21 protein-coding genes and 1 pseudogene are annotated in these 16,019 nt (G+C 59.7%); 17 read left to right on the top strand and 5 right to left on the bottom strand.

The window, feature by feature from the left end; translation table 11 throughout:
• Position 1: 1 nt before the first annotated feature.
• The 16 genes and pseudogenes from CAG25_RS26395 (at position 2) to CAG25_RS26320 (ending at position 9,819) form a co-directional block, all read left to right on the top strand.
• A complete protein-coding gene (locus CAG25_RS26395) occupies positions 2–547 on the top strand; it encodes a PilN domain-containing protein (protein WP_085613429.1) in 546 nt (181 codons plus the stop codon).
• Positions 534–1,082, top strand: coding sequence for a GspMb/PilO family protein (locus CAG25_RS26390; protein ID WP_085613430.1), 549 nt, complete (start codon positions 534–536; stop codon positions 1,080–1,082). Before CAG25_RS26395 ends, CAG25_RS26390 begins: the two co-directional genes overlap by 14 nt.
• Positions 1,082–1,600 carry a hypothetical protein gene (locus CAG25_RS26385; RefSeq protein WP_085613431.1) on the top strand — a complete coding sequence of 173 codons (519 nt, stop codon included), beginning with the start codon at positions 1,082–1,084 and terminating at the stop codon, positions 1,598–1,600. The genes CAG25_RS26390 and CAG25_RS26385 overlap by 1 nt, the downstream gene beginning before the upstream one ends.
• Positions 1,597–3,444 (top strand): secretin N-terminal domain-containing protein, encoded by a 1,848-nt coding sequence (locus CAG25_RS26380; RefSeq protein WP_085613432.1) that lies wholly within the window; start codon positions 1,597–1,599, stop codon positions 3,442–3,444. Before CAG25_RS26385 ends, CAG25_RS26380 begins: the two co-directional genes overlap by 4 nt.
• A 2-nt stretch (positions 3,445–3,446) precedes the next feature.
• Complete coding sequence (locus CAG25_RS26375) at positions 3,447–3,920, top strand: type II secretion system protein (protein WP_039769040.1); 474 nt, start codon at positions 3,447–3,449, stop codon at positions 3,918–3,920.
• Positions 3,921–3,925: 5 nt separating this feature from the next.
• Positions 3,926–4,300 carry a type II secretion system protein gene (locus CAG25_RS26370; RefSeq protein ID WP_011333435.1) on the top strand — a complete coding sequence of 125 codons (375 nt, stop codon included), beginning with the start codon at positions 3,926–3,928 and terminating at the stop codon, positions 4,298–4,300.
• Positions 4,275–4,814 carry a type II secretion system protein gene (locus CAG25_RS26365; protein ID WP_007956138.1) on the top strand — a complete coding sequence of 180 codons (540 nt, stop codon included), beginning with the start codon at positions 4,275–4,277 and terminating at the stop codon, positions 4,812–4,814. Before CAG25_RS26370 ends, CAG25_RS26365 begins: the two co-directional genes overlap by 26 nt.
• Positions 4,811–5,203, top strand: coding sequence for a curli production assembly/transport protein CsgE (csgE, locus tag CAG25_RS26360; protein ID WP_064378911.1), 393 nt, complete (start codon positions 4,811–4,813; stop codon positions 5,201–5,203). Before CAG25_RS26365 ends, csgE begins: the two co-directional genes overlap by 4 nt.
• The gene (locus CAG25_RS26355) at positions 5,200–5,631 is read left to right on the top strand and encodes a curli assembly protein CsgF (RefSeq protein WP_007956141.1); all 432 of its coding nucleotides are present in this window, start codon (positions 5,200–5,202) and stop codon (positions 5,629–5,631) included. Before csgE ends, CAG25_RS26355 begins: the two co-directional genes overlap by 4 nt.
• 29 nt (positions 5,632–5,660) lie before the next feature.
• Positions 5,661–6,521: a CsgG/HfaB family protein gene (locus CAG25_RS26350; protein ID WP_064378912.1), complete on the top strand. Its 861-nt coding sequence runs from the start codon at positions 5,661–5,663 to the stop codon at positions 6,519–6,521.
• A 734-nt stretch (positions 6,522–7,255) separates the two neighbouring features.
• Complete coding sequence (locus tag CAG25_RS26340) at positions 7,256–7,639, top strand: DUF6124 family protein (RefSeq protein WP_085613434.1); 384 nt, start codon at positions 7,256–7,258, stop codon at positions 7,637–7,639.
• 25 nt (positions 7,640–7,664) lie between these two features.
• A pseudogene (locus CAG25_RS28965) lies at positions 7,665–7,799 on the top strand (CopG family transcriptional regulator); the annotation flags it as partial.
• A gap of 77 nt (positions 7,800–7,876) precedes the next feature.
• Entirely contained in the window at positions 7,877–8,116 is a 240-nt protein-coding gene (locus tag CAG25_RS26330) for an antitoxin (protein WP_085613435.1), read from the top strand.
• 47 nt (positions 8,117–8,163) lie between these two features.
• Positions 8,164–8,670 (top strand): PAAR domain-containing protein, encoded by a 507-nt coding sequence (locus CAG25_RS26325; protein ID WP_085613436.1) that lies wholly within the window; start codon positions 8,164–8,166, stop codon positions 8,668–8,670.
• Positions 8,670–9,368 (top strand): hypothetical protein, encoded by a 699-nt coding sequence (locus tag CAG25_RS28525; protein WP_143492993.1) that lies wholly within the window; start codon positions 8,670–8,672, stop codon positions 9,366–9,368. Before CAG25_RS26325 ends, CAG25_RS28525 begins: the two co-directional genes overlap by 1 nt.
• Positions 9,369–9,459: 91 nt before the next feature.
• A complete protein-coding gene (locus tag CAG25_RS26320) occupies positions 9,460–9,819 on the top strand; it encodes a hypothetical protein (RefSeq protein WP_256575378.1) in 360 nt (119 codons plus the stop codon).
• A 380-nt stretch (positions 9,820–10,199) separates the two neighbouring features.
• On the opposite strand, the gene CAG25_RS26315 is transcribed toward CAG25_RS26320, so the two are convergent.
• The gene (locus tag CAG25_RS26315; RefSeq protein ID WP_085613438.1) at positions 10,200–10,469 is read right to left on the bottom strand and encodes a type II toxin-antitoxin system RelE/ParE family toxin; all 270 of its coding nucleotides are present in this window, start codon (positions 10,467–10,469) and stop codon (positions 10,200–10,202) included.
• Positions 10,459–10,665 carry an antitoxin gene (locus tag CAG25_RS26310; RefSeq protein WP_085613439.1) on the bottom strand — a complete coding sequence of 69 codons (207 nt, stop codon included), beginning with the start codon at positions 10,663–10,665 and terminating at the stop codon, positions 10,459–10,461. Before CAG25_RS26310 ends, CAG25_RS26315 begins: the two co-directional genes overlap by 11 nt.
• Before the next feature lie 274 nt (positions 10,666–10,939).
• Between CAG25_RS26310 and CAG25_RS26305 the strand changes: the two genes are divergently transcribed.
• A complete protein-coding gene (locus CAG25_RS26305) occupies positions 10,940–11,662 on the top strand; it encodes a hypothetical protein (RefSeq protein WP_085613440.1) in 723 nt (240 codons plus the stop codon).
• A 69-nt stretch (positions 11,663–11,731) separates the two neighbouring features.
• On the opposite strand, the gene CAG25_RS26300 is transcribed toward CAG25_RS26305, so the two are convergent.
• The 3 genes from CAG25_RS26300 to CAG25_RS26290 form a co-directional block, all read right to left on the bottom strand.
• Positions 11,732–13,183, bottom strand: a complete 1,452-nt coding sequence (locus CAG25_RS26300; protein WP_085613441.1) for a curlin — start codon at positions 13,181–13,183, stop codon at positions 11,732–11,734.
• 26 nt (positions 13,184–13,209) lie between these two features.
• The gene (locus CAG25_RS26295) at positions 13,210–13,674 is read right to left on the bottom strand and encodes a curlin (protein WP_064595177.1); all 465 of its coding nucleotides are present in this window, start codon (positions 13,672–13,674) and stop codon (positions 13,210–13,212) included.
• A 99-nt stretch (positions 13,675–13,773) separates the two neighbouring features.
• Positions 13,774–16,008, bottom strand: a complete 2,235-nt coding sequence (locus CAG25_RS26290) for an Ig-like domain-containing protein (RefSeq protein WP_085613442.1) — start codon at positions 16,006–16,008, stop codon at positions 13,774–13,776.
• Positions 16,009–16,019 lie beyond the last annotated feature (11 nt).

Here is a 16,019-nt window from a genome sequence, read left to right as displayed (position 1 = left end):
CATGCGCGCCTTGAACCTCGACTTCCAGCCACGTCCGCGTTCCGGCCCGTTGGGCTGGAGCCTGCTCGGCGGTGGTGTGTTGCTCGCGCTGGTGTGCTTCGGCCTCCAGCAGCACCTCGGCGATCAGGCCGAACAACAGCAAGGTCACTTGCAACACACCCAGCGCCAGCTCACCGGTGACAGCGGCAGCAAGACAACACTGAGCCCGGCGGAAACCCGCGAGCAGGCGCAGAACCTCGCTGAAATGCGCAAGGTCTCGCAGCAACTGCGCCGGCCCTGGGAACGCCTGTTCGCCATGCTCGAAGCCATGCCGCGCGACGACATCGCCTTGTTGACCCTGACCCCGGATGCCCGCAAGGGCCAGGTGCGGATCAGCGCCGAAGCGCGGGATCTGCAAGCGATGCTGGATTTCCACAAACGGCTGGAGGCCAGTGACGAGCTGTCCGACGTGTCGCTGCTGAGCCACGAAATCGTCGTCAAATCGCCGGAGCAACCGGTGCAATTCAACCTGTCGGCGACCTGGGAGATAGGCGATGCGAATCCCTAGACTGATCGTTCACGAATACCTGCAAGGCCTCTGCGTTCCGGGCCTGGCCGGTCTGGCGCTGCTGCTGGTCACGCTGGCCTGGGCACTCGGCGGTTTGCTGCCGGGCTGGCAGTCGCTGCAACAGCTCAGCCAGCAAACCCGGGAAGCCACCGAATACCTTGCCAAGGTCGAGGACGGCAGCATCGCGCCGCCGGTGGTGCCGCAACGTCAGCTCGATGATTTCCGTAACAAGCTGCCGGCCCAGCCGCAGGCCACCGTCGCCATCGACCGCATCTACGCCCTGGCCGCGCAGGAACACATCACTTTGGCGCGCGGCGAATACGCCCTCGGCGTCGATCCCAAGACCCATCTGGCGCGCTACCAGATCCTGTTGCCGGTGCGTGGCAGCTACCCGCAACTGCGCCGCTTCCTGCACGCCTTGCTCGGCCAGTTGCCGGCGGTGGTGGTGGAAGACGTCGAGTTTCAACGCAAGAAGATTGCCGACACCGACCTCAGCGGCCGGATCCGTATGACCCTCTACCTGTCGAGGTCGTGATGGACAGCAAACGCATAAGCGGCTGGGTGGCGTTCTTCGGCGTGGCAGCGGCACTGGCCTGGTTGCCGGAATATTTCTTGCCGAGCGACGAAGCGGATTCGACCGAAGTCGCCGTGGCCAGCCCGGCAAAATCCACCGCCCGTGGCGCCTTGCCCGCCAGCAGCGCCAAGGCGAATGCGGCGCCGATCAAGGACCTGAGCCCGGCCGGCGACCTGTTTGCGAGCAAATCCTGGAAGGCCGCGCCGACCCTGGCGACGGTCACCGAACAAGCGATCAACCCGACCCCGGTGGTGCAAGCCCCGAGCCTGCCACCGGTGCCGTTTCAGTTCGTCGGCAGGCTGCATGACCGCAGCGACCTGCAGGTGTTCTTGCAGGACGGCGAGAAAATCTACGTCGTGCGCAGCGGGGATGTGATCGACGACACCTGGAAGATTGCGGCGATTTCCGATGTGGAACTAAGCCTGGTCTACCTGCCTTTGCATTTGTCGCAGACCTTGTCTGTGGGGAGTACGCAATGAACAGATCCCGTTTGCTGATGAGCCTTGGCCTGTGTGCCGGGCTGGCCGCGTGCAGTTCCGCGCAGGTCGCCAACAAGGAAGCCGCCGACCTGATCGAGCAGGGCCAGTACGAGGCGGGCCTGGCCCGGATCGAGGAAGGCTTGCGGGAAAATCCGCGCGACACCGAGCTGCACCTGCTGCTCAACAGCGGCCGGGCCAAGGCCATCACTGCGCTGCTGACCTCCGGTGACACCGACCGCGCCCGCCGCGATTTCGCCTCGGCCCGCACCGCCTACAGCCGGGTGCTGACCATCGAGCCGAACAACCGCCGCGCCCAGGATGCCCTGCGCCAGCTCGACTACCTGCGCAGCATGGACGAGAAACTTGAGCTGGCCCGTGGCGACCTGCGCCGGGGAGACATCTACGGCGCCGACCGTCAGGTCAAACAGATCCTCGAACTCGACCCGAAAAACGACGGCGCGCTGGAACTGCAAGGCAACATCCGGCTGGTGCAGAGCCGCAACGTGATCCAGTACCCGCAATTGCGCACCCGGCTCGACCGCCCGGTGACCCTGGAATTTCGCGACGCCAACCTCAAGACCATTTTCGAAGTGCTGTCGCAGGTCGCCGGCCTGAATTTCATCTTCGACAAGGACCTGCGCCCCGACATGAAAGCCACGATCTTCGTGCGTGACGTGCGCATCGAAGACGCCGTGCAACTGCTGCTGCAACAGAACCAGCTGCACCAGAAAGTGGTGAACGAAAACACCTTGCTGATCTTTCCGGACTCGCCGCAGAAGTTGAAGGACTATCAAGAGCTGGTGATGCGCACCTTCTACCTGACCAGCATCGACGCCAACACCGCGCTGAACATGATCAAAACCATGCTCAAGACTCGCGACGTGTTCGTCGACGAACGCCTGAACACCCTGACCATGCGCGACACCGAAGACGCCGTGCGCATGGCCGAGAAACTCCTGCAATCGCAAGACCAGTCCAACCCCGAAGTGGTGCTGGAAGTGGAAGTGATGGAAGTCGCCACCCAGCGCATTCTCGACCTCGGCCTGCAATGGCCGAACACCTTCGGCGTGGTCAACAGCGACGGTTCGGCGGTGAGCATTCTTGATCAGCTCAAAGGCATCAACTCCAGCCGCATCTCGATCGCGCCTTCGCCGCAAGCCAAGATCAATGCCCAGGACAACGACATCAACACCCTGGCCAGCCCGGTGATCCGCGTCAGCAACCGCGAACAGGCGCGCATTCACATCGGTCAGCGCGTGCCGATCATCAGCGCCACGTCGGTGCCGTCGACCCAGGGCCCGGTGATCACCGAAAGCGTCACTTACCTCGACGTCGGTCTGAAGCTCGAAGTGCAACCGACCGTGCACCTGAACAACGAAGTGGCGATCAAGATTGCTCTGGAAGTGAGTAACGCCACGCCGCTGGAGCCGACCCGCCAGGGGACGATTCCGGTGCAGGTCGATACCCGCAACGCCCAGACCTCGCTGCGTCTGCATGACGGCGAAACCCAGATCCTCGCCGGCCTGATGCGCAACGACCACGGCGCCACCGGCAACAAGATTCCGGGCCTCGGCGACATTCCGGGTCTGGGCCGGTTGTTCGGCAGCAACAAGGACACCATCGGCAAATCGGAACTGGTGCTCTCGATCACCCCACGGATCGTGCGCAACCTGCCGTACCAGAGCCCGTCGGACATGGAATTCCCCACCGGCACCGAAACCAGCATGCACATCCAGGCGCCGGATCGCTCGCAAAGCTATTCGATGCCAGCGCCTGCCGCGCAGCCTCGTGCAGTCGGTGAAGCGGCCGTGGCCACCACCCGTGTAACCGTCGAGAAGCCTTGATCATGAACGCCTCCCAACGCGGTTTTACCTTGATCGAAGTCGTGGTGACGCTGGCCCTGATCGGGCTGCTGGCCGGCATGGCCGCACCGCTGACCGAGACCCTGGTACGGCGTGGCAAGGAGCAGGAACTGCGCACCGCGCTGTATCAGATTCGCGATGGCATCGACGCCTACAAGCGTGCCTTCGATGCCGGCTACATCGAGAAATCCCTCAACAGCAGCGGCTATCCGCCGAACCTGAAAGTGCTGGTCGAAGGCGTGCGCGACGTGCGCAGTGCCAAGGGGGCGAAGTTCTACTTTCTGCGCCGGATACCGCGGGATCCGCTGGTGCCGGCCAAACGTGACGACAACGGCGGTTGGGGCCTGCGGGCCTACAACAGTTCGGCCCAGAACCCGCGCGATGGCGAAGACGTGTTCGACGTCTACTCCCTCGCCCGGGGCCATGGCCTCAACGGCATCGCTTACCGCGAGTGGTGATTCTCATGCGCCGGGAAAAGGGTTTTACCTTGCTCGAGCTGATGGTGGTGATGGCGATCATCGCGACCCTGATGACCATCGCCTTGCCGCGCTACTTCAACAGCCTCGAGGCCTCGAAAGAGACCACGTTGCACCAGAGCCTGTCGGCCATGCGCGAGGCGCTGGATCACTACTACGGCGACACCGGGCGCTATCCCGATTCCATCGAGCAACTGGTGGAGATGCGTTACCTGCGCAACGCGCCGCTGGACCCGATCACCGAACGCAATGACCAATGGGTGCTGATCGCACCGCCGGACGGTGTGGCGGGCGGCGTCGCCGACATCAAGAGCGGAGCTACCGGGAGGGCGCGTGATGGCAGCCAGTATTCCGAGTGGTAAGCACGTGGAGCAGGGTGGGTTCACCTACCTGGGCGTGCTGTTCCTGATCGTGATCATGGGCATGGGCCTGGCCAGTGCCGGCGAGTTGTGGTCGACCGTGTCGCGCCGCGATCGCGAGAAGCAACTGCTGTGGGTTGGCACCCAGTACGCCCAGGCGCTGCGCAGCTACTACCGCAGTTCGCCGGGCCTGGCGCAGTACCCGAAAGAGCTGGTCGACCTGCTGCAGGACGAACGTTTTCCGGAAGCCCGCCACCACCTGCGTCAGCTCTATCCGGACCCGATCGGCGGTGGCGAATGGGCACTGCAACGGGGTTTCGACGGACGCATCACCGGCATCAACAGTGCCTCCACCGAGGTGCCGTTGAAGCAGGCGGACTTCCCGTCGCAGTGGTCGGATTTCGAAGGCATGCAGCGTTATTCGGACTGGCAGTTTGTGGCCGAGAAAGCCTTCCTTGATGGCACAAACGGCCCTGCCAAAGGCCAGTCGGCCCTGCCACAGGCGTTGCAGCCATGAGCCGTCACGTGTGGTGCGCGTTGATCCTCGCGGCCGTGGCGTCTTTCGCCAGCGCCAGCGAAGAAGACGAAATGATGGGCTTCATCGTCGACGACACGATCTCGCACATCGGCCACGACTTTTACTACTCGTTCAGCGAGCGCCTGCGCGACACCAGCCGCATGGATTTCAACCTGGTGGTGCGCGAGCGCCCCGACGCACGCTGGGGGAGCCTTGTGACCGTCGAATATCAACAACGCCTGGTGTATCGGCGCTTCCTGCCGCCGAACACCGTGGAACTGAAGGACGAGGCCTACGCGGCCGCCGACTCGGTTCGACTGGAGGTCGTCCGGCGCAAGCTGGAAGCCCTGTTGCAGGACACCACCGACCTTGAGAAGGACGAACTATGAACACGACAACGTTCTCACGGCGCAGCGGATTCTGGATCTCGGGGTTGTTGATCGGGCTTGCCAGCGCCGCTGCCGTCCAGGCCACCGAACTGGTCTACACGCCGGTCAACCCGTCGTTCGGCGGCAACCCGCTCAACGGCACCTGGCTGCTCAACAACGCCCAGGCGCAAAACGACCACGACGATCCGGATCTCAAGAAACGCTCGACGGTGGCCGGCACCTCGGCACTCGAGCGCTTCACCAGTCAATTGCAGTCACGGTTGCTGGGGCAACTGCTGGACAACATCTCCACCGGCAACACGGGGAGCCTGTCCACCGACGCTTTTATCGTCAACGTCGTTGATGACTCGGGGGCACTGACGATTGAAGTGACCGACCGGGCGAGCGGCGAAGTTTCCGAAATTCAGGTGAACGGCCTCAACCCATGACGGGATGACGGTTCCGGGGAGCGATGGACATGAAAAAAATAATTGCGCTAGGGCTGATGTTGGCAGCATTACAAGGGTGCAGTCTGCGCGAGCCGATGCCGGCCGAGCAGGACACCGATACCCCGACCCTGACCCCCAGGGCCTCCACTTATTACGACTTGCTGAAAATGCCGCGACCCAAGGGCCGGCTGATGGCGGTGGTGTACGGCTTCCGTGACCAGACGGGGCAGTACAAACCGACGCCGGCGAGTTCCTTTTCCACCAGCGTCACCCAGGGCGCGGCGTCGATGTTGATGGACGCGATGCAGGCCAGCGGCTGGTTTGTGGTGCTCGAACGCGAGGGGCTGCAGAACCTGCTGACTGAACGCAAGATCATTCGCGCGTCGCAGAAAAAGCCGAATACGCCGGTGAACATTCAGGGTGAGCTGCCACCGTTGCAGGCGGCGAACATGATGCTTGAGGGCGGGATCATCGCTTATGACACCAACGTGCGCAGCGGTGGGGAAGGGGCGCGGTATCTGGGGATCGATCTGTCCCGTGAGTATCGGGTCGATCAGGTCACCGTCAACTTGCGCGCGGTGGATGTTCGCAGCGGGCAGGTGTTGGCGAATGTGATGACCAGCAAGACGATTTATTCGGTGGCGCGCAGTGCGGGGATTTTCAAGTTTATCGAGTTCAAGAAGTTGCTTGAGGCTGAGGTCGGGTATACGACCAATGAGCCGGCGCAGTTGTGTGTGTTGTCGGCGATTGAGGCGGCGGTGGGGCATATGGTGGCGCAGGGGATTGAGCGGCGGTTGTGGCAGGTGGCGGGGGATGCTTCTACGCCTTCGCAGGATGATGTTTTGAATCGGTATTTGACTCAGAACAAGATTGACCCGGATGCCGAGTGAACGTGGCGGCCTTTGGGCCGACCAGGTTCTTTGGTTGTTTTGGGTACATATCCGTTGCTGCGGTAACGGCTTCTTATGGTTTCGCCCTTACGGCGACTCCCTTTGGCAAACGCCCCAAAGGAAGCAAAGGTCTGGGCCCCGGCGTTCGGCCCCTCGCTGGGGCTCGGGGTTCCTTCGCTCCGGGATTCATCCGGGGGCATCGCCTCCGGTTTGCTTCGCTGCACCTCCTCTCGATGCATGCGGCTTCGCCGCACGGTCGCTGCGCTCCCACCCCCGGATGAATCCCTCCACTCAGCCTTCCGAAGGGGCCGGCACGTCAAGAGCGGTACTCGAGCTAACGCTCATCGTGTTTGATCGTTCCCACGCTCCGCGTGGGAATGCAGCCGGGGACGCTCCGCGTCCCATTCTCGAATGTTTAAAAGTTGTGTCTGTTTCAGCGATCCTTCCCACAAGGTTTTCAGGTTGTCCGTCGGAAGCGCGGGCTCTAGCCTGTTTCGGTCGCTGCCAATTCAGTGATCGGGCATGGAAACCCGCGTAACAACAGAGCGCACAAGCGCCATTCATAACGTATCCTGCGCACCCTCATGGTGTGCGCTTTGTTATGGCGGCTGTGCGTAGGAGACCTCGTGTCTGCCGGGTTGCTCTGTCCCGGGTTTCCAGCCTGCGTACAGCTGCCACCTATTCGCTTGGAAACCGAATAGGGCCAGCTATAACCGTCATACAGGGTAAAAATCATGAAGAAACCAACACCCAACCCACCCGAAACCCAAGCCAACCCCGAAACCGACCCAACCTCCCCATACACCTCCGCCCACTCCAGAAAACTCCACGAAGCCGCCGAACGCGCCCTCGATCATTACCTCTGCCCCGGCGCCCACATCATGGGCAGCGTCAACGAACCCGCCCCGATGTACCTCGCCAACCCGGCCTACAACACCGAATCCCTGCTCGCCAACGCCAGTGAATCCCTGGGCTCGGCCAGCGAAATGCTCAACAACTTCGCCGCCACCCTCGACCCGGCCCATCGCAAGACCGCCCTGGGCATCGCGCAGATCCTCATGCTGGGTGAATTGGCCGTAAATCAGGCCTTGGATCACGTCGAGCTGAACGATGAATAGCTCGGTACAGAAACCAAGTCCCTTCGAATCAGAACATAGTCGACTTACCTTGGAGGCGATGGACGATGTGGATGCTGATCGGGTGATTGACCATCAAGCAGTGCTGGACTGGGCCGACTCTCTGATCTGTCCGGAGAAACCATTAGATAGTCCCCAATAGCTTGAGAGCCATCAGAAACAAAAAAGAACGCGATCCAAGAACAAGGTCGCGTTCTTCACTTTCAATCCGGAGCCACCATGGATCCCCTAATATCCACAATCGTTTCAGACTTCGAAAGCGAAGAGCAGGCCGCCAGCTACGACCGGTGGTTCCGTGCCGAAGTCCAAGCGTCAATCGACGACCCGCGTCCAAACATTTCTCATGAGCAGGCAATGGCCGAGATTCGGTTATTGATGGAGGAAATGGAACGCAAATACGAAAATCTTGAGGCAGCGAGCAAGAATTCAATTCAAATATCGTTCGTTCAGGATGCATAAAAGTTCAGGTAAGATCCGTAGATCGTGATATTCAAAGGAGAGAATTGATGGCAGGAAAGCCAGTCGCAAGGCTCGGAGATCCAGGTAGTCACGGCGGAAATATCATCACTGGATCAAGCCCCATTTTTGTTAACTCAATGCCAGTGGCCTTGGTAGGTGATACCTATGCTTGCCCTGTTCACGGCAGTAACCCCATAACGACAGGCGCGCCCCATGTTTTCGGATTGGGGAAGGATGTTGCACATGTTGGCTCGCAAACAGCATGTGGAGCGACGATCACGGCTGGCTCACCGGATACCTTCGTTGGTGAGTCTGGTGGCGGTGCTCCCACCAGCTTTCTGTCGCAGTTTCTGAAAGAAAAGACTTTTGTCGAGTTTCATCTGCTTAACGAAAGAGATGAGCCTATCGCCAACGAGGCGTATGAACTGACACTTCCCGATGGAACCTTAATGACAGGCACCCTTGACGATAATGGTTTCATGCGTGTGGAAAATATTCCCAGAGGGAGTTGCAGCATAAAATTTCCGAAACTTGAAGATACGGAACATCTTTAATGGTTCAGCCTACTAAAACTACCAGCACAACCCAGACGGCAAAAAATGCAGGCACATCAGGGAAAACTACGAAGACCAACCAGGTAGTCGTGTCCGGAGCCTATATGGAAATACTGGTGGGTGGTCCCTATACTCGCGATAAAGAAGAACATCCTTTCGGACACGCAGCTTTACATGTCGTAGTCGGTAGTAAAGACATTACCTATGACTTTGGTCGCTATGGAAAGACGTGGGGCACATTCGATAGCGAGGGTGAAGGTGTGCTGAACGTTTGGACTTCCTTCAGAGCGTATATCTCTGGTGAGAACAGTCTGGGGCGTACAACAACAGGCTTTGTTTATTTTTTGGATAATACAAAGGCTGAGGCTGTGATCGCTCATTTCGACGCTATTGTTGCTCTGCAAAAAGAGCAGAGAAAAAAGACTGCGTCATCAGCAAGGTATGTCTTGCCATCCAACTATCATCCGACGACAAATAACTGCACAACTGTGACAATCGCAGGGGCAAAGGTTTCGGGTAAGTCAATTGTGCAGAACCCGGCGAAATATAACGAGATGCGAGGTCTTTCTTTTATCGAAAGACAAGCCGCACGTACGCAGAGTAGTCCGAAGGATGGGATTTTCATGCCAGCGGATTTACAAGCCATGCTCGAAGCGAATACAGAGGCCCCCTATGATAAGAAAAATGTTTACAAATAGGCGATTGGGCCTGTGGCTGGTGGCTGTTTTATCCGTAAATGCAATTTTTTTGGCGTTTCTGATTTTTGACGATATTGCGAAGGGGCACGATATGAAAATGATCAAAACTAAAGAACCGTTGCTGATCGAAGGTCCAAATGGCGACGAGAATTACTATGTCCTGCCTCTGGGGACTACGCTATATCACGATAAAAGCTTTCCTGAAGGGCATGATCGTTATGTGGTGTATCTCAACCATAAAGGCGCCATTGCCCACGAAGAAGTACCCATGAAGCCTGAATATGGCGGTTCATTTATCGATCCTCTCTGGTTGGCCAACGTTGATGCGGACACCTTGAAAGAAATTTTCAAGCGTTTCCCGCTTTCAAAAAATGACATTGCCGCTGCTATTAAGGCCAATGGAATAACCAAGGATGATCTGGCCGACATTATTCGTTCTATGCCAGATTGACCGACGTTACACAGGGGTATAAAGACCGCGCGTCCTCTCACCAGAGGATCGCGGTTTTTTATGCCTCAGACTTTCTGCTGTAACACCGTCGCCTGGTTAGCCGACCCGCACTGATGAATATTCGCAGTTTGCGTCATCCCGCCCCGGGCCACATACGCCACATTCATGGTTTGATCATTCCCACGCTCTGCGTGGGAATGCAGCCCGGACGCTCCGCGTCAAATTCGCGAGCTGGAACGCGGTGCGTCCCTTGAGGCATTTCCCGAGTCGGTTCGACGTGGGAACGATCAACGACTCAAGCACCAGCGAAAAAAACGCCCCCAAAAGGGAGCGCATTTTTTGCTTCAGTGGGGTTATTCATTCTGTGACCGAGCGCCACATCACGGATATTCCTGACGTGCGTGCACAACGCCCAGAATATGTATCCGGCCCACCGCTTGGTAAATGAGCAAGTAGTTGGGATGCACGACCATCTCGCGAGTGCCGGGAGTTCGCCCCACTCGATAGAGGTGTGGATGTTTGGTAAGGGTAACCGTGGCGGCTTCGATAGCGTTTGAGAGCTTGTTAGCCGCTTTGAAATTACGGTCACTGATGTAGTCAAGAATGTGCAGGAGTTCAGCCCGAGCTTCGGGCTGCCACTCAACCTGCATCGTATTTTTTACGCTTTGCTTCCATCAGGGCATGCATTTCGGCCATCACCTGATCATTAGGAATGCTCGGACGTGGGTCATTCATGGAAGCTTGTATTTTGGCGATCAACCAACGGTCATAACTCGCAGCCTGCTCCTCAGGACCAAGATCCGAAACAACCGGGCACAGTGGGTCGATCAAAGACGGGTCGATCATGGAACCTCCGGGTGTGGTGCCGGGAAGTCTATTCGGTAACGGTATCGCTGTCTGGATGAATTGCATGTAGGCCAAGCTCCATGGGGATCAAGTTGTCCCGGCAAATCCTAGAGCCTGCACTTCCGACGGCCAACCGCCAGAATTCGTCAGAAAACTCCTCGAATTTCTGAAAACGTTCCGTTTTCCGTAGGACGCAGCCGTGTGTTTCTCCAAAGCTGTGAGGTTAGAATGCCATCAGTTTCAAGTCGTATATCTAAACAAAAGGAATGAGCTAGTGGTTGCACTGATAGGGTTGGTGTCGTTGTTTGGATTGCTGTCTTTGGTGGTGGCGGTGGTTGGCTTGATTGCGCCGACGGTCTTCAAGAGCAAGAAGACCGGCAAGGTCCCGACTCGATGGACTTTATTCATGGGCGGGTTGGGTTTTATGTTTCTTGCTTCTGCCCTGGTTGATTACCTCAACCCGAAATCTGAAGATCTTGAGCCAGTGGCTGCTGTCGAAGCTACGACCAGTGCCATTAGCGCCGAGAACAACACCGCACGTTCAATGAACTCCATGGGTTTGACAGTCAACGAGTTCCATAACGCGTTCAACGACGCAATCGGTCAATACAAGGAGGAGTTCAAGACTGCGGATTTCGACGTCCAGGGTGGTGGGGCCACTGATACGTTCTCGCATGTTTTCAATCAAAACCTGTCGATGATGGGGACCATTGATAAGAGTGACGGCAACGTGGATATGGTGATCATTAATGTTTCCATGGGGCAGGAGAATTTGCTGCAACCGTTAGCTGTTCTGCTCGCCGCCACTGAGGCTCTCAATCCTGACGTTTCATTGGAGAAGAACAAAAAAATCGTGATGGAAATCTTTAATGAGTCCGTCGCGAAAATCGACTCTGAGAAAAGTGTCGAGCGTAAGGTAGGCGACCTCCACTACTCAGCGACGACCACTCGGTACACCGGCATGATGTTCGGCATCACAAAGAGCAGCGAAGGCTGAATCGTCCTGCTGGCATAAAGAAGCCGCGATCCCCTCACCCGGGGACCGCGGTTTTTTTTTACCCAACACTTACTGCTGCAAAACCGTCGCCTGGTTAGCCGACCCAAACTGCTGAATGGTCGCGGTCTGCGTCATCCCGCTCTGATCCACATTGGCAATGTTCCCGGTGCCGCCCTGGGTCACGTACGCCACGTTCATGGTGTCAGCCTGTTTCACGCTGATCATGTTGTCGCTGCCATACAGCTGCGCGGTGTACGCCTGGTTGCCGGTGCCGGATTGATCGAATTCGGCGCTGTTGCCCGAACCGTTCGATGAGCCCTGAACCAGGTTGGTGGTGCCGCGCTGGTCGGCGATGAGGATGTTGTCGCTGCCGTTCTGATCGAAGTACAGCTCGTTGTAGGAATCAGCCTGGCTGACCGTGGTCTTGTTGCCGGTGCCGGTCTGGTGGGTGGTCATGACCTGGCCGATGCCGTCCTGTTTGAAGCTGGCGATGTTGCCGTTACCGGCCTGGGTGACGGTGGCGCGCTGGCTGCTGCCGAACTGTCCGCCCAGTTGCGGGCCTTTCCAGTTGCTGGCGTAGACCTTGTTGTCGTTGCCCACCGACGTGGCGTTGAGGGTGTGGCTGTCGCCGTTCTGGTAGGTGAAGTGCACGTTGCCGTTGCCGACCTGATACAGCGCCAGCGTCGAGTTGACCGATTCGAACTGGTCGGCATAGATCGCGTTGGTGTTACCGACCTGAGTGACGGCGGCGGTGTTGTTTTCGCCGAAGCTTTGGTCGACCACGGTTTCGTTGCTGTCGCCGTACTGGTTGACGGTGGCTTGGCTTGCCAGTTGCGAGTCTTGCCAGATTTCGGTGCCGTTGAGGTTGCCGAACTGGTTGATGGTGATGTTGCCGCCGGTGCCGTTGCGCTGGTCGCCATAGGCGTAGTTGCTTTCGCCGGCCTGGTTGATGCCGATCTGGCCGCCGTTGTGCAGCACTTGTTCGGCGGTGCCGTAGTTGGCGGTGCCGTACTGGGTGATCACCGAGCTGTTGCCGGTGCCTTCGTACAGTTGCTCGATGTTGGCTTCGTTGCTGTCGCCGAACTGGAAGGTCTTGCCTTCGCTGCCGTTCTGCGAGTCCTGATAGACGAACGAGAAGTTGCCGGTGCCTTGCTGTTGTTGCAGCGCCTGGTTGCCGGCGCCGAAACCCAGGGACTGGCTGGCGTGGGCGGTGTTGAAGGCACCGGTCTGTTGTTGGGTGATGGTGCTGTTGTCTTCGAAAAGCTGTTCGGCGTAACCGGCGTTGTAGTCTCCGACCGCGTCCTGGGTGATGACGCTGGTGGCGGTGTCCTGCACGGCGGCGGCGTTGTTGCCCTGGCCCAGTTGGGTCTGGGTCGCGGTGCTGAACGGGGCCTGGGTCTGCTTCACATCAGCGATGTTGGCCGTACCGAACTGGCTCTGGGTGGAAAGGCTGTCGTCGGCCATGGCCTGGGCACTGATCATGACCAGGATGGCGGCGGTGAGGGGCGTCAGTTTGAACATGATGAACTCTCCGATGATTGCAGTGCTTAGCGATATTGCTTGACCGAAACGCTCATGCCGTTGCCCGACTGGGTCACGGCGCTTTGCAGCCCCGTGCCGGCCTGCTCGATGCTGGCGTCGTTGTTGTTGCCGTTTTGCGAAATCTGCGCACGGTTGTGGCTGCCGGTTTGCGTGATGGACGCGGCGTTGCCGGAACCGTTTTGCGTAATCAGGGCCATCAGGTCGCTGCCTTGTTGCAGGATGTACGCCTCCTGATTGCTGCCCGACTGCACGATCCTGCCCAGCAGCGACTGACCGTTCTGTGAGAGCAGCGCCAAGTTGACCTGGCCGTTCTGGTCGATCAGGGCTTGCTGGCCCACGGGGGGTGGCAGTTCGCCGAGATCGGCGCTGTTGGGCGCCAGGTCATCGTTTTCCATCAGGTCGTCGGCGCGCACGCCCGCACTGACGCACAGGGCGAGCAGGCAAAGCAGGGCGGCGGTCGGCGTGTTCATGGCGTTGTCCTGTGTTGTGTGCTGCCCGAATCCGAAATCGTGGCTGAGTCAGCCCCACCCACCCCGCGCCAAGCGGTGTGGGTTGGGTGGGGCGTGGGCTCAGAGCGTGTTCACCGAGACGGTGCGAACGGTGCCCTGGGACGAGCGGATGGTGGCGGTCGGGTTGGCTGATGGCACGACCAGCGTGTTGTTCAGCGTCAGCCGCCAGCGTCCGGTCACCGGTACCGTGGTGGTGCCCAGCGTTACCAGCCCGGTCGGGGTGGTGACCTGCACGGTGATGGTGTTGCCGGTGGTCACCGACGAGGTGCCGGCGAAGTCCCAGTTGAAGCGGCCGCCGGAACGGGCCTGCACGGTCGAAGTGGTGATCGTGAAGGTTTCCGCTGCTGGCCGTGGCGACACTTGCACCGTGACGGTCGCCGGCGTCGACTGGGCGTTGAAGCTGTCCCGGGCGATGTAGGTGAAGGTCGTGGTGAAGGCCGTGGTCACGGTGGCCGGTGGGGTGTAGGTGATCACCGTGCCGTCAGTGCTGACCGTGCCGCGTCCTGCCGGCGGTTGGGTCAGGCTGGCGACGCCCAGCGGTGTGTTGCCTTCCGGATCGGTGTCGTTGGCCAGGACGTTGATCGGGATCGCGACACCCAGCGTGGCGACGCTGTCGGCGACGGCGGTCGGTGGCCGGTTCGGCGCGACGGTCACCGTCACGGTCGCCGGGTTGGCCGAGGCCAGGCCTTTGCTGTCTTGCGCCTTGTAGGTGAAGGTCGTGGTCAACGGTGTCGTCACCACGGCTGGCGGGGTGTAGACCACCGAGGTGGTGCCGCTCAGCGCGACGGTGCCTTGGCCTGCGGCCGGTTGAGTCAGCGCGGTGATGGTCAGCGGCACGTTGTTGTCCGGGTCGCTGTCGTTGGTCAACAGGCTGAGGGTGATCGGCACGCCGAAGCTGGTGCTGCCGGTGTCGGCGTTGGCCAGCGGCGCCTGGTTCTCACCGGTGTCCGGTGCTGCACCGACCACCACGACTGGCTCGGTGTCGCTGCCGCCGGCGGCGGATTTGACCGTGACGGTGGCCGGAGGCTGGGTCAGGTCGGCCACGGTGATTTTTTGCAGCGTGCCGGTTTTCGACAGGCGTCCGTAACCTTGCGCGACCATGTCCGGCACCGCGACTTCATCGGTCGAAGTGGCTTCGATCAGCAGGCTGTGGCTGGCCCAGCTGTAGCGGGCGGTCTGGATTTTCACCACGTCGGTGAGTTTGGCCGAGACGGCAGTCGGACGGGTCGTACCGGCCGGGTTGGTGGCGGTCACGACCACCACCGACGGCAGGGTGCCGGTACCCAGACGCTGGCCGAAGAACAGTCCGTTGTTGTCGCCCAGCAGACTGGTCTGGCAAGGCGTCGGTGGTGGGCCGGGCAGCAACGCCACGGTTTCGCGGAAGCACAGGGTCGAGCTGCTGTCAGCCTTGGCGAACACCTCGGCGCGCACACCGGCCGAGGTCCGGCGATAGGTGGCGCGGTCGATGGCGACTTGGGTTTGCTGACGATTGTCGAGGACCTTGCCGGCAACGGTGAACAGGTTGGTCTGAATCGAGCCGGCACCCGACGGACCATCGATCCGCAGGAAGTTGGTGTTGAACGGGCTGCCGGTCACCGCTTCGGTGAGATTCGGGTCGCCGACGAAGGTTTCGACGCCGCCGGTGTCCGGGTTCACTTCGGTATACGGCCCGTTGATGCTGCGCAGGAACGGGCCGAGAGCGCCGTTGAGCGCACCGCTGAAGTCGCCCGGCGCGCCGATGCCGATGTCTCTGGTGATGTTGATCGCCCGCCGGCCCGGTGTGGTGACGTTGACGGTTTCAACGCCGTACGGGTGGGTGATGGTGTAGGTGCCGGCCACCGGGACGTTCACCCGGATGCGGATCCGCGCGAAGCTTTGCTGATCGCCATCGACCGGATTTTCCGAGGCGAACGCCGCTTCGATGCCTGCGACGTAGGCGTCCACACCGAAACCGGCACCGTTGTTGGGGATCGCGGTTTCAGCCAGGAACCAGAAAGCTTCCGGTGGCCAGTTGTCGGGGAACACCATCGGCAGGCTGTCATCGAACACGCCAGGTTCCGGCAGCAAGGTGCACATGTAGGCCGGCGGGGTGCTGGCCGGCACCCGCGAACTGGCGGCGCGCGACTGGCAAAGCTCCATCGACAGCTGATTGTTGTCCTGGTACCACATCGGGAATTTCCCGGTGGCGAAGGTGTAGGGGCCGGGATCGACGGCGGCCAGTTGCGCGAACGCACTGCCGGTCAGCGAGATTGTCAGCCCGAGCGCGTTGAGCGCGAAGCGTGGCCACTTGTTCATGATGCCTCCTG

This window comes from Pseudomonas sp. B16(2017) (assembly GCF_002113205.1).
Taxonomy (GTDB): Bacteria; Pseudomonadota; Gammaproteobacteria; order Pseudomonadales; family Pseudomonadaceae; genus Aquipseudomonas; species Aquipseudomonas pharyngis.
This window is presented reverse-complemented; position numbering and strand designations above follow the sequence as displayed.

Coding starts and splice junctions, on each gene's coding strand:
- CAG25_RS26395 (WP_085613429.1), top strand. CDS start 2: ATGCGCGCCTTGAACCTCGACTTCCAGCCACGTCCGCGTTCCGGCCCG.
- CAG25_RS26390 (WP_085613430.1), top strand. CDS start 534: ATGCGAATCCCTAGACTGATCGTTCACGAATACCTGCAAGGCCTCTGC.
- CAG25_RS26385 (WP_085613431.1), top strand. CDS start 1,082: ATGGACAGCAAACGCATAAGCGGCTGGGTGGCGTTCTTCGGCGTGGCA.
- CAG25_RS26380 (WP_085613432.1), top strand. CDS start 1,597: ATGAACAGATCCCGTTTGCTGATGAGCCTTGGCCTGTGTGCCGGGCTG.
- CAG25_RS26375 (WP_039769040.1), top strand. CDS start 3,447: ATGAACGCCTCCCAACGCGGTTTTACCTTGATCGAAGTCGTGGTGACG.
- CAG25_RS26370 (WP_011333435.1), top strand. CDS start 3,926: ATGCGCCGGGAAAAGGGTTTTACCTTGCTCGAGCTGATGGTGGTGATG.
- CAG25_RS26365 (WP_007956138.1), top strand. CDS start 4,275: ATGGCAGCCAGTATTCCGAGTGGTAAGCACGTGGAGCAGGGTGGGTTC.
- csgE (WP_064378911.1), top strand. CDS start 4,811: ATGAGCCGTCACGTGTGGTGCGCGTTGATCCTCGCGGCCGTGGCGTCT.
- CAG25_RS26355 (WP_007956141.1), top strand. CDS start 5,200: ATGAACACGACAACGTTCTCACGGCGCAGCGGATTCTGGATCTCGGGG.
- CAG25_RS26350 (WP_064378912.1), top strand. CDS start 5,661: ATGAAAAAAATAATTGCGCTAGGGCTGATGTTGGCAGCATTACAAGGG.
- CAG25_RS26340 (WP_085613434.1), top strand. CDS start 7,256: ATGAAGAAACCAACACCCAACCCACCCGAAACCCAAGCCAACCCCGAA.
- CAG25_RS26330 (WP_085613435.1), top strand. CDS start 7,877: ATGGATCCCCTAATATCCACAATCGTTTCAGACTTCGAAAGCGAAGAG.
- CAG25_RS26325 (WP_085613436.1), top strand. CDS start 8,164: ATGGCAGGAAAGCCAGTCGCAAGGCTCGGAGATCCAGGTAGTCACGGC.
- CAG25_RS28525 (WP_143492993.1), top strand. CDS start 8,670: ATGGTTCAGCCTACTAAAACTACCAGCACAACCCAGACGGCAAAAAAT.
- CAG25_RS26320 (WP_256575378.1), top strand. CDS start 9,460: ATGAAAATGATCAAAACTAAAGAACCGTTGCTGATCGAAGGTCCAAAT.
- CAG25_RS26315 (WP_085613438.1), bottom strand. CDS start 10,469: ATGCAGGTTGAGTGGCAGCCCGAAGCTCGGGCTGAACTCCTGCACATT.
- CAG25_RS26310 (WP_085613439.1), bottom strand. CDS start 10,665: ATGATCGACCCGTCTTTGATCGACCCACTGTGCCCGGTTGTTTCGGAT.
- CAG25_RS26300 (WP_085613441.1), bottom strand. CDS start 13,183: ATGTTCAAACTGACGCCCCTCACCGCCGCCATCCTGGTCATGATCAGT.
- CAG25_RS26295 (WP_064595177.1), bottom strand. CDS start 13,674: ATGAACACGCCGACCGCCGCCCTGCTTTGCCTGCTCGCCCTGTGCGTC.
- CAG25_RS26290 (WP_085613442.1), bottom strand. CDS start 16,008: ATGAACAAGTGGCCACGCTTCGCGCTCAACGCGCTCGGGCTGACAATC.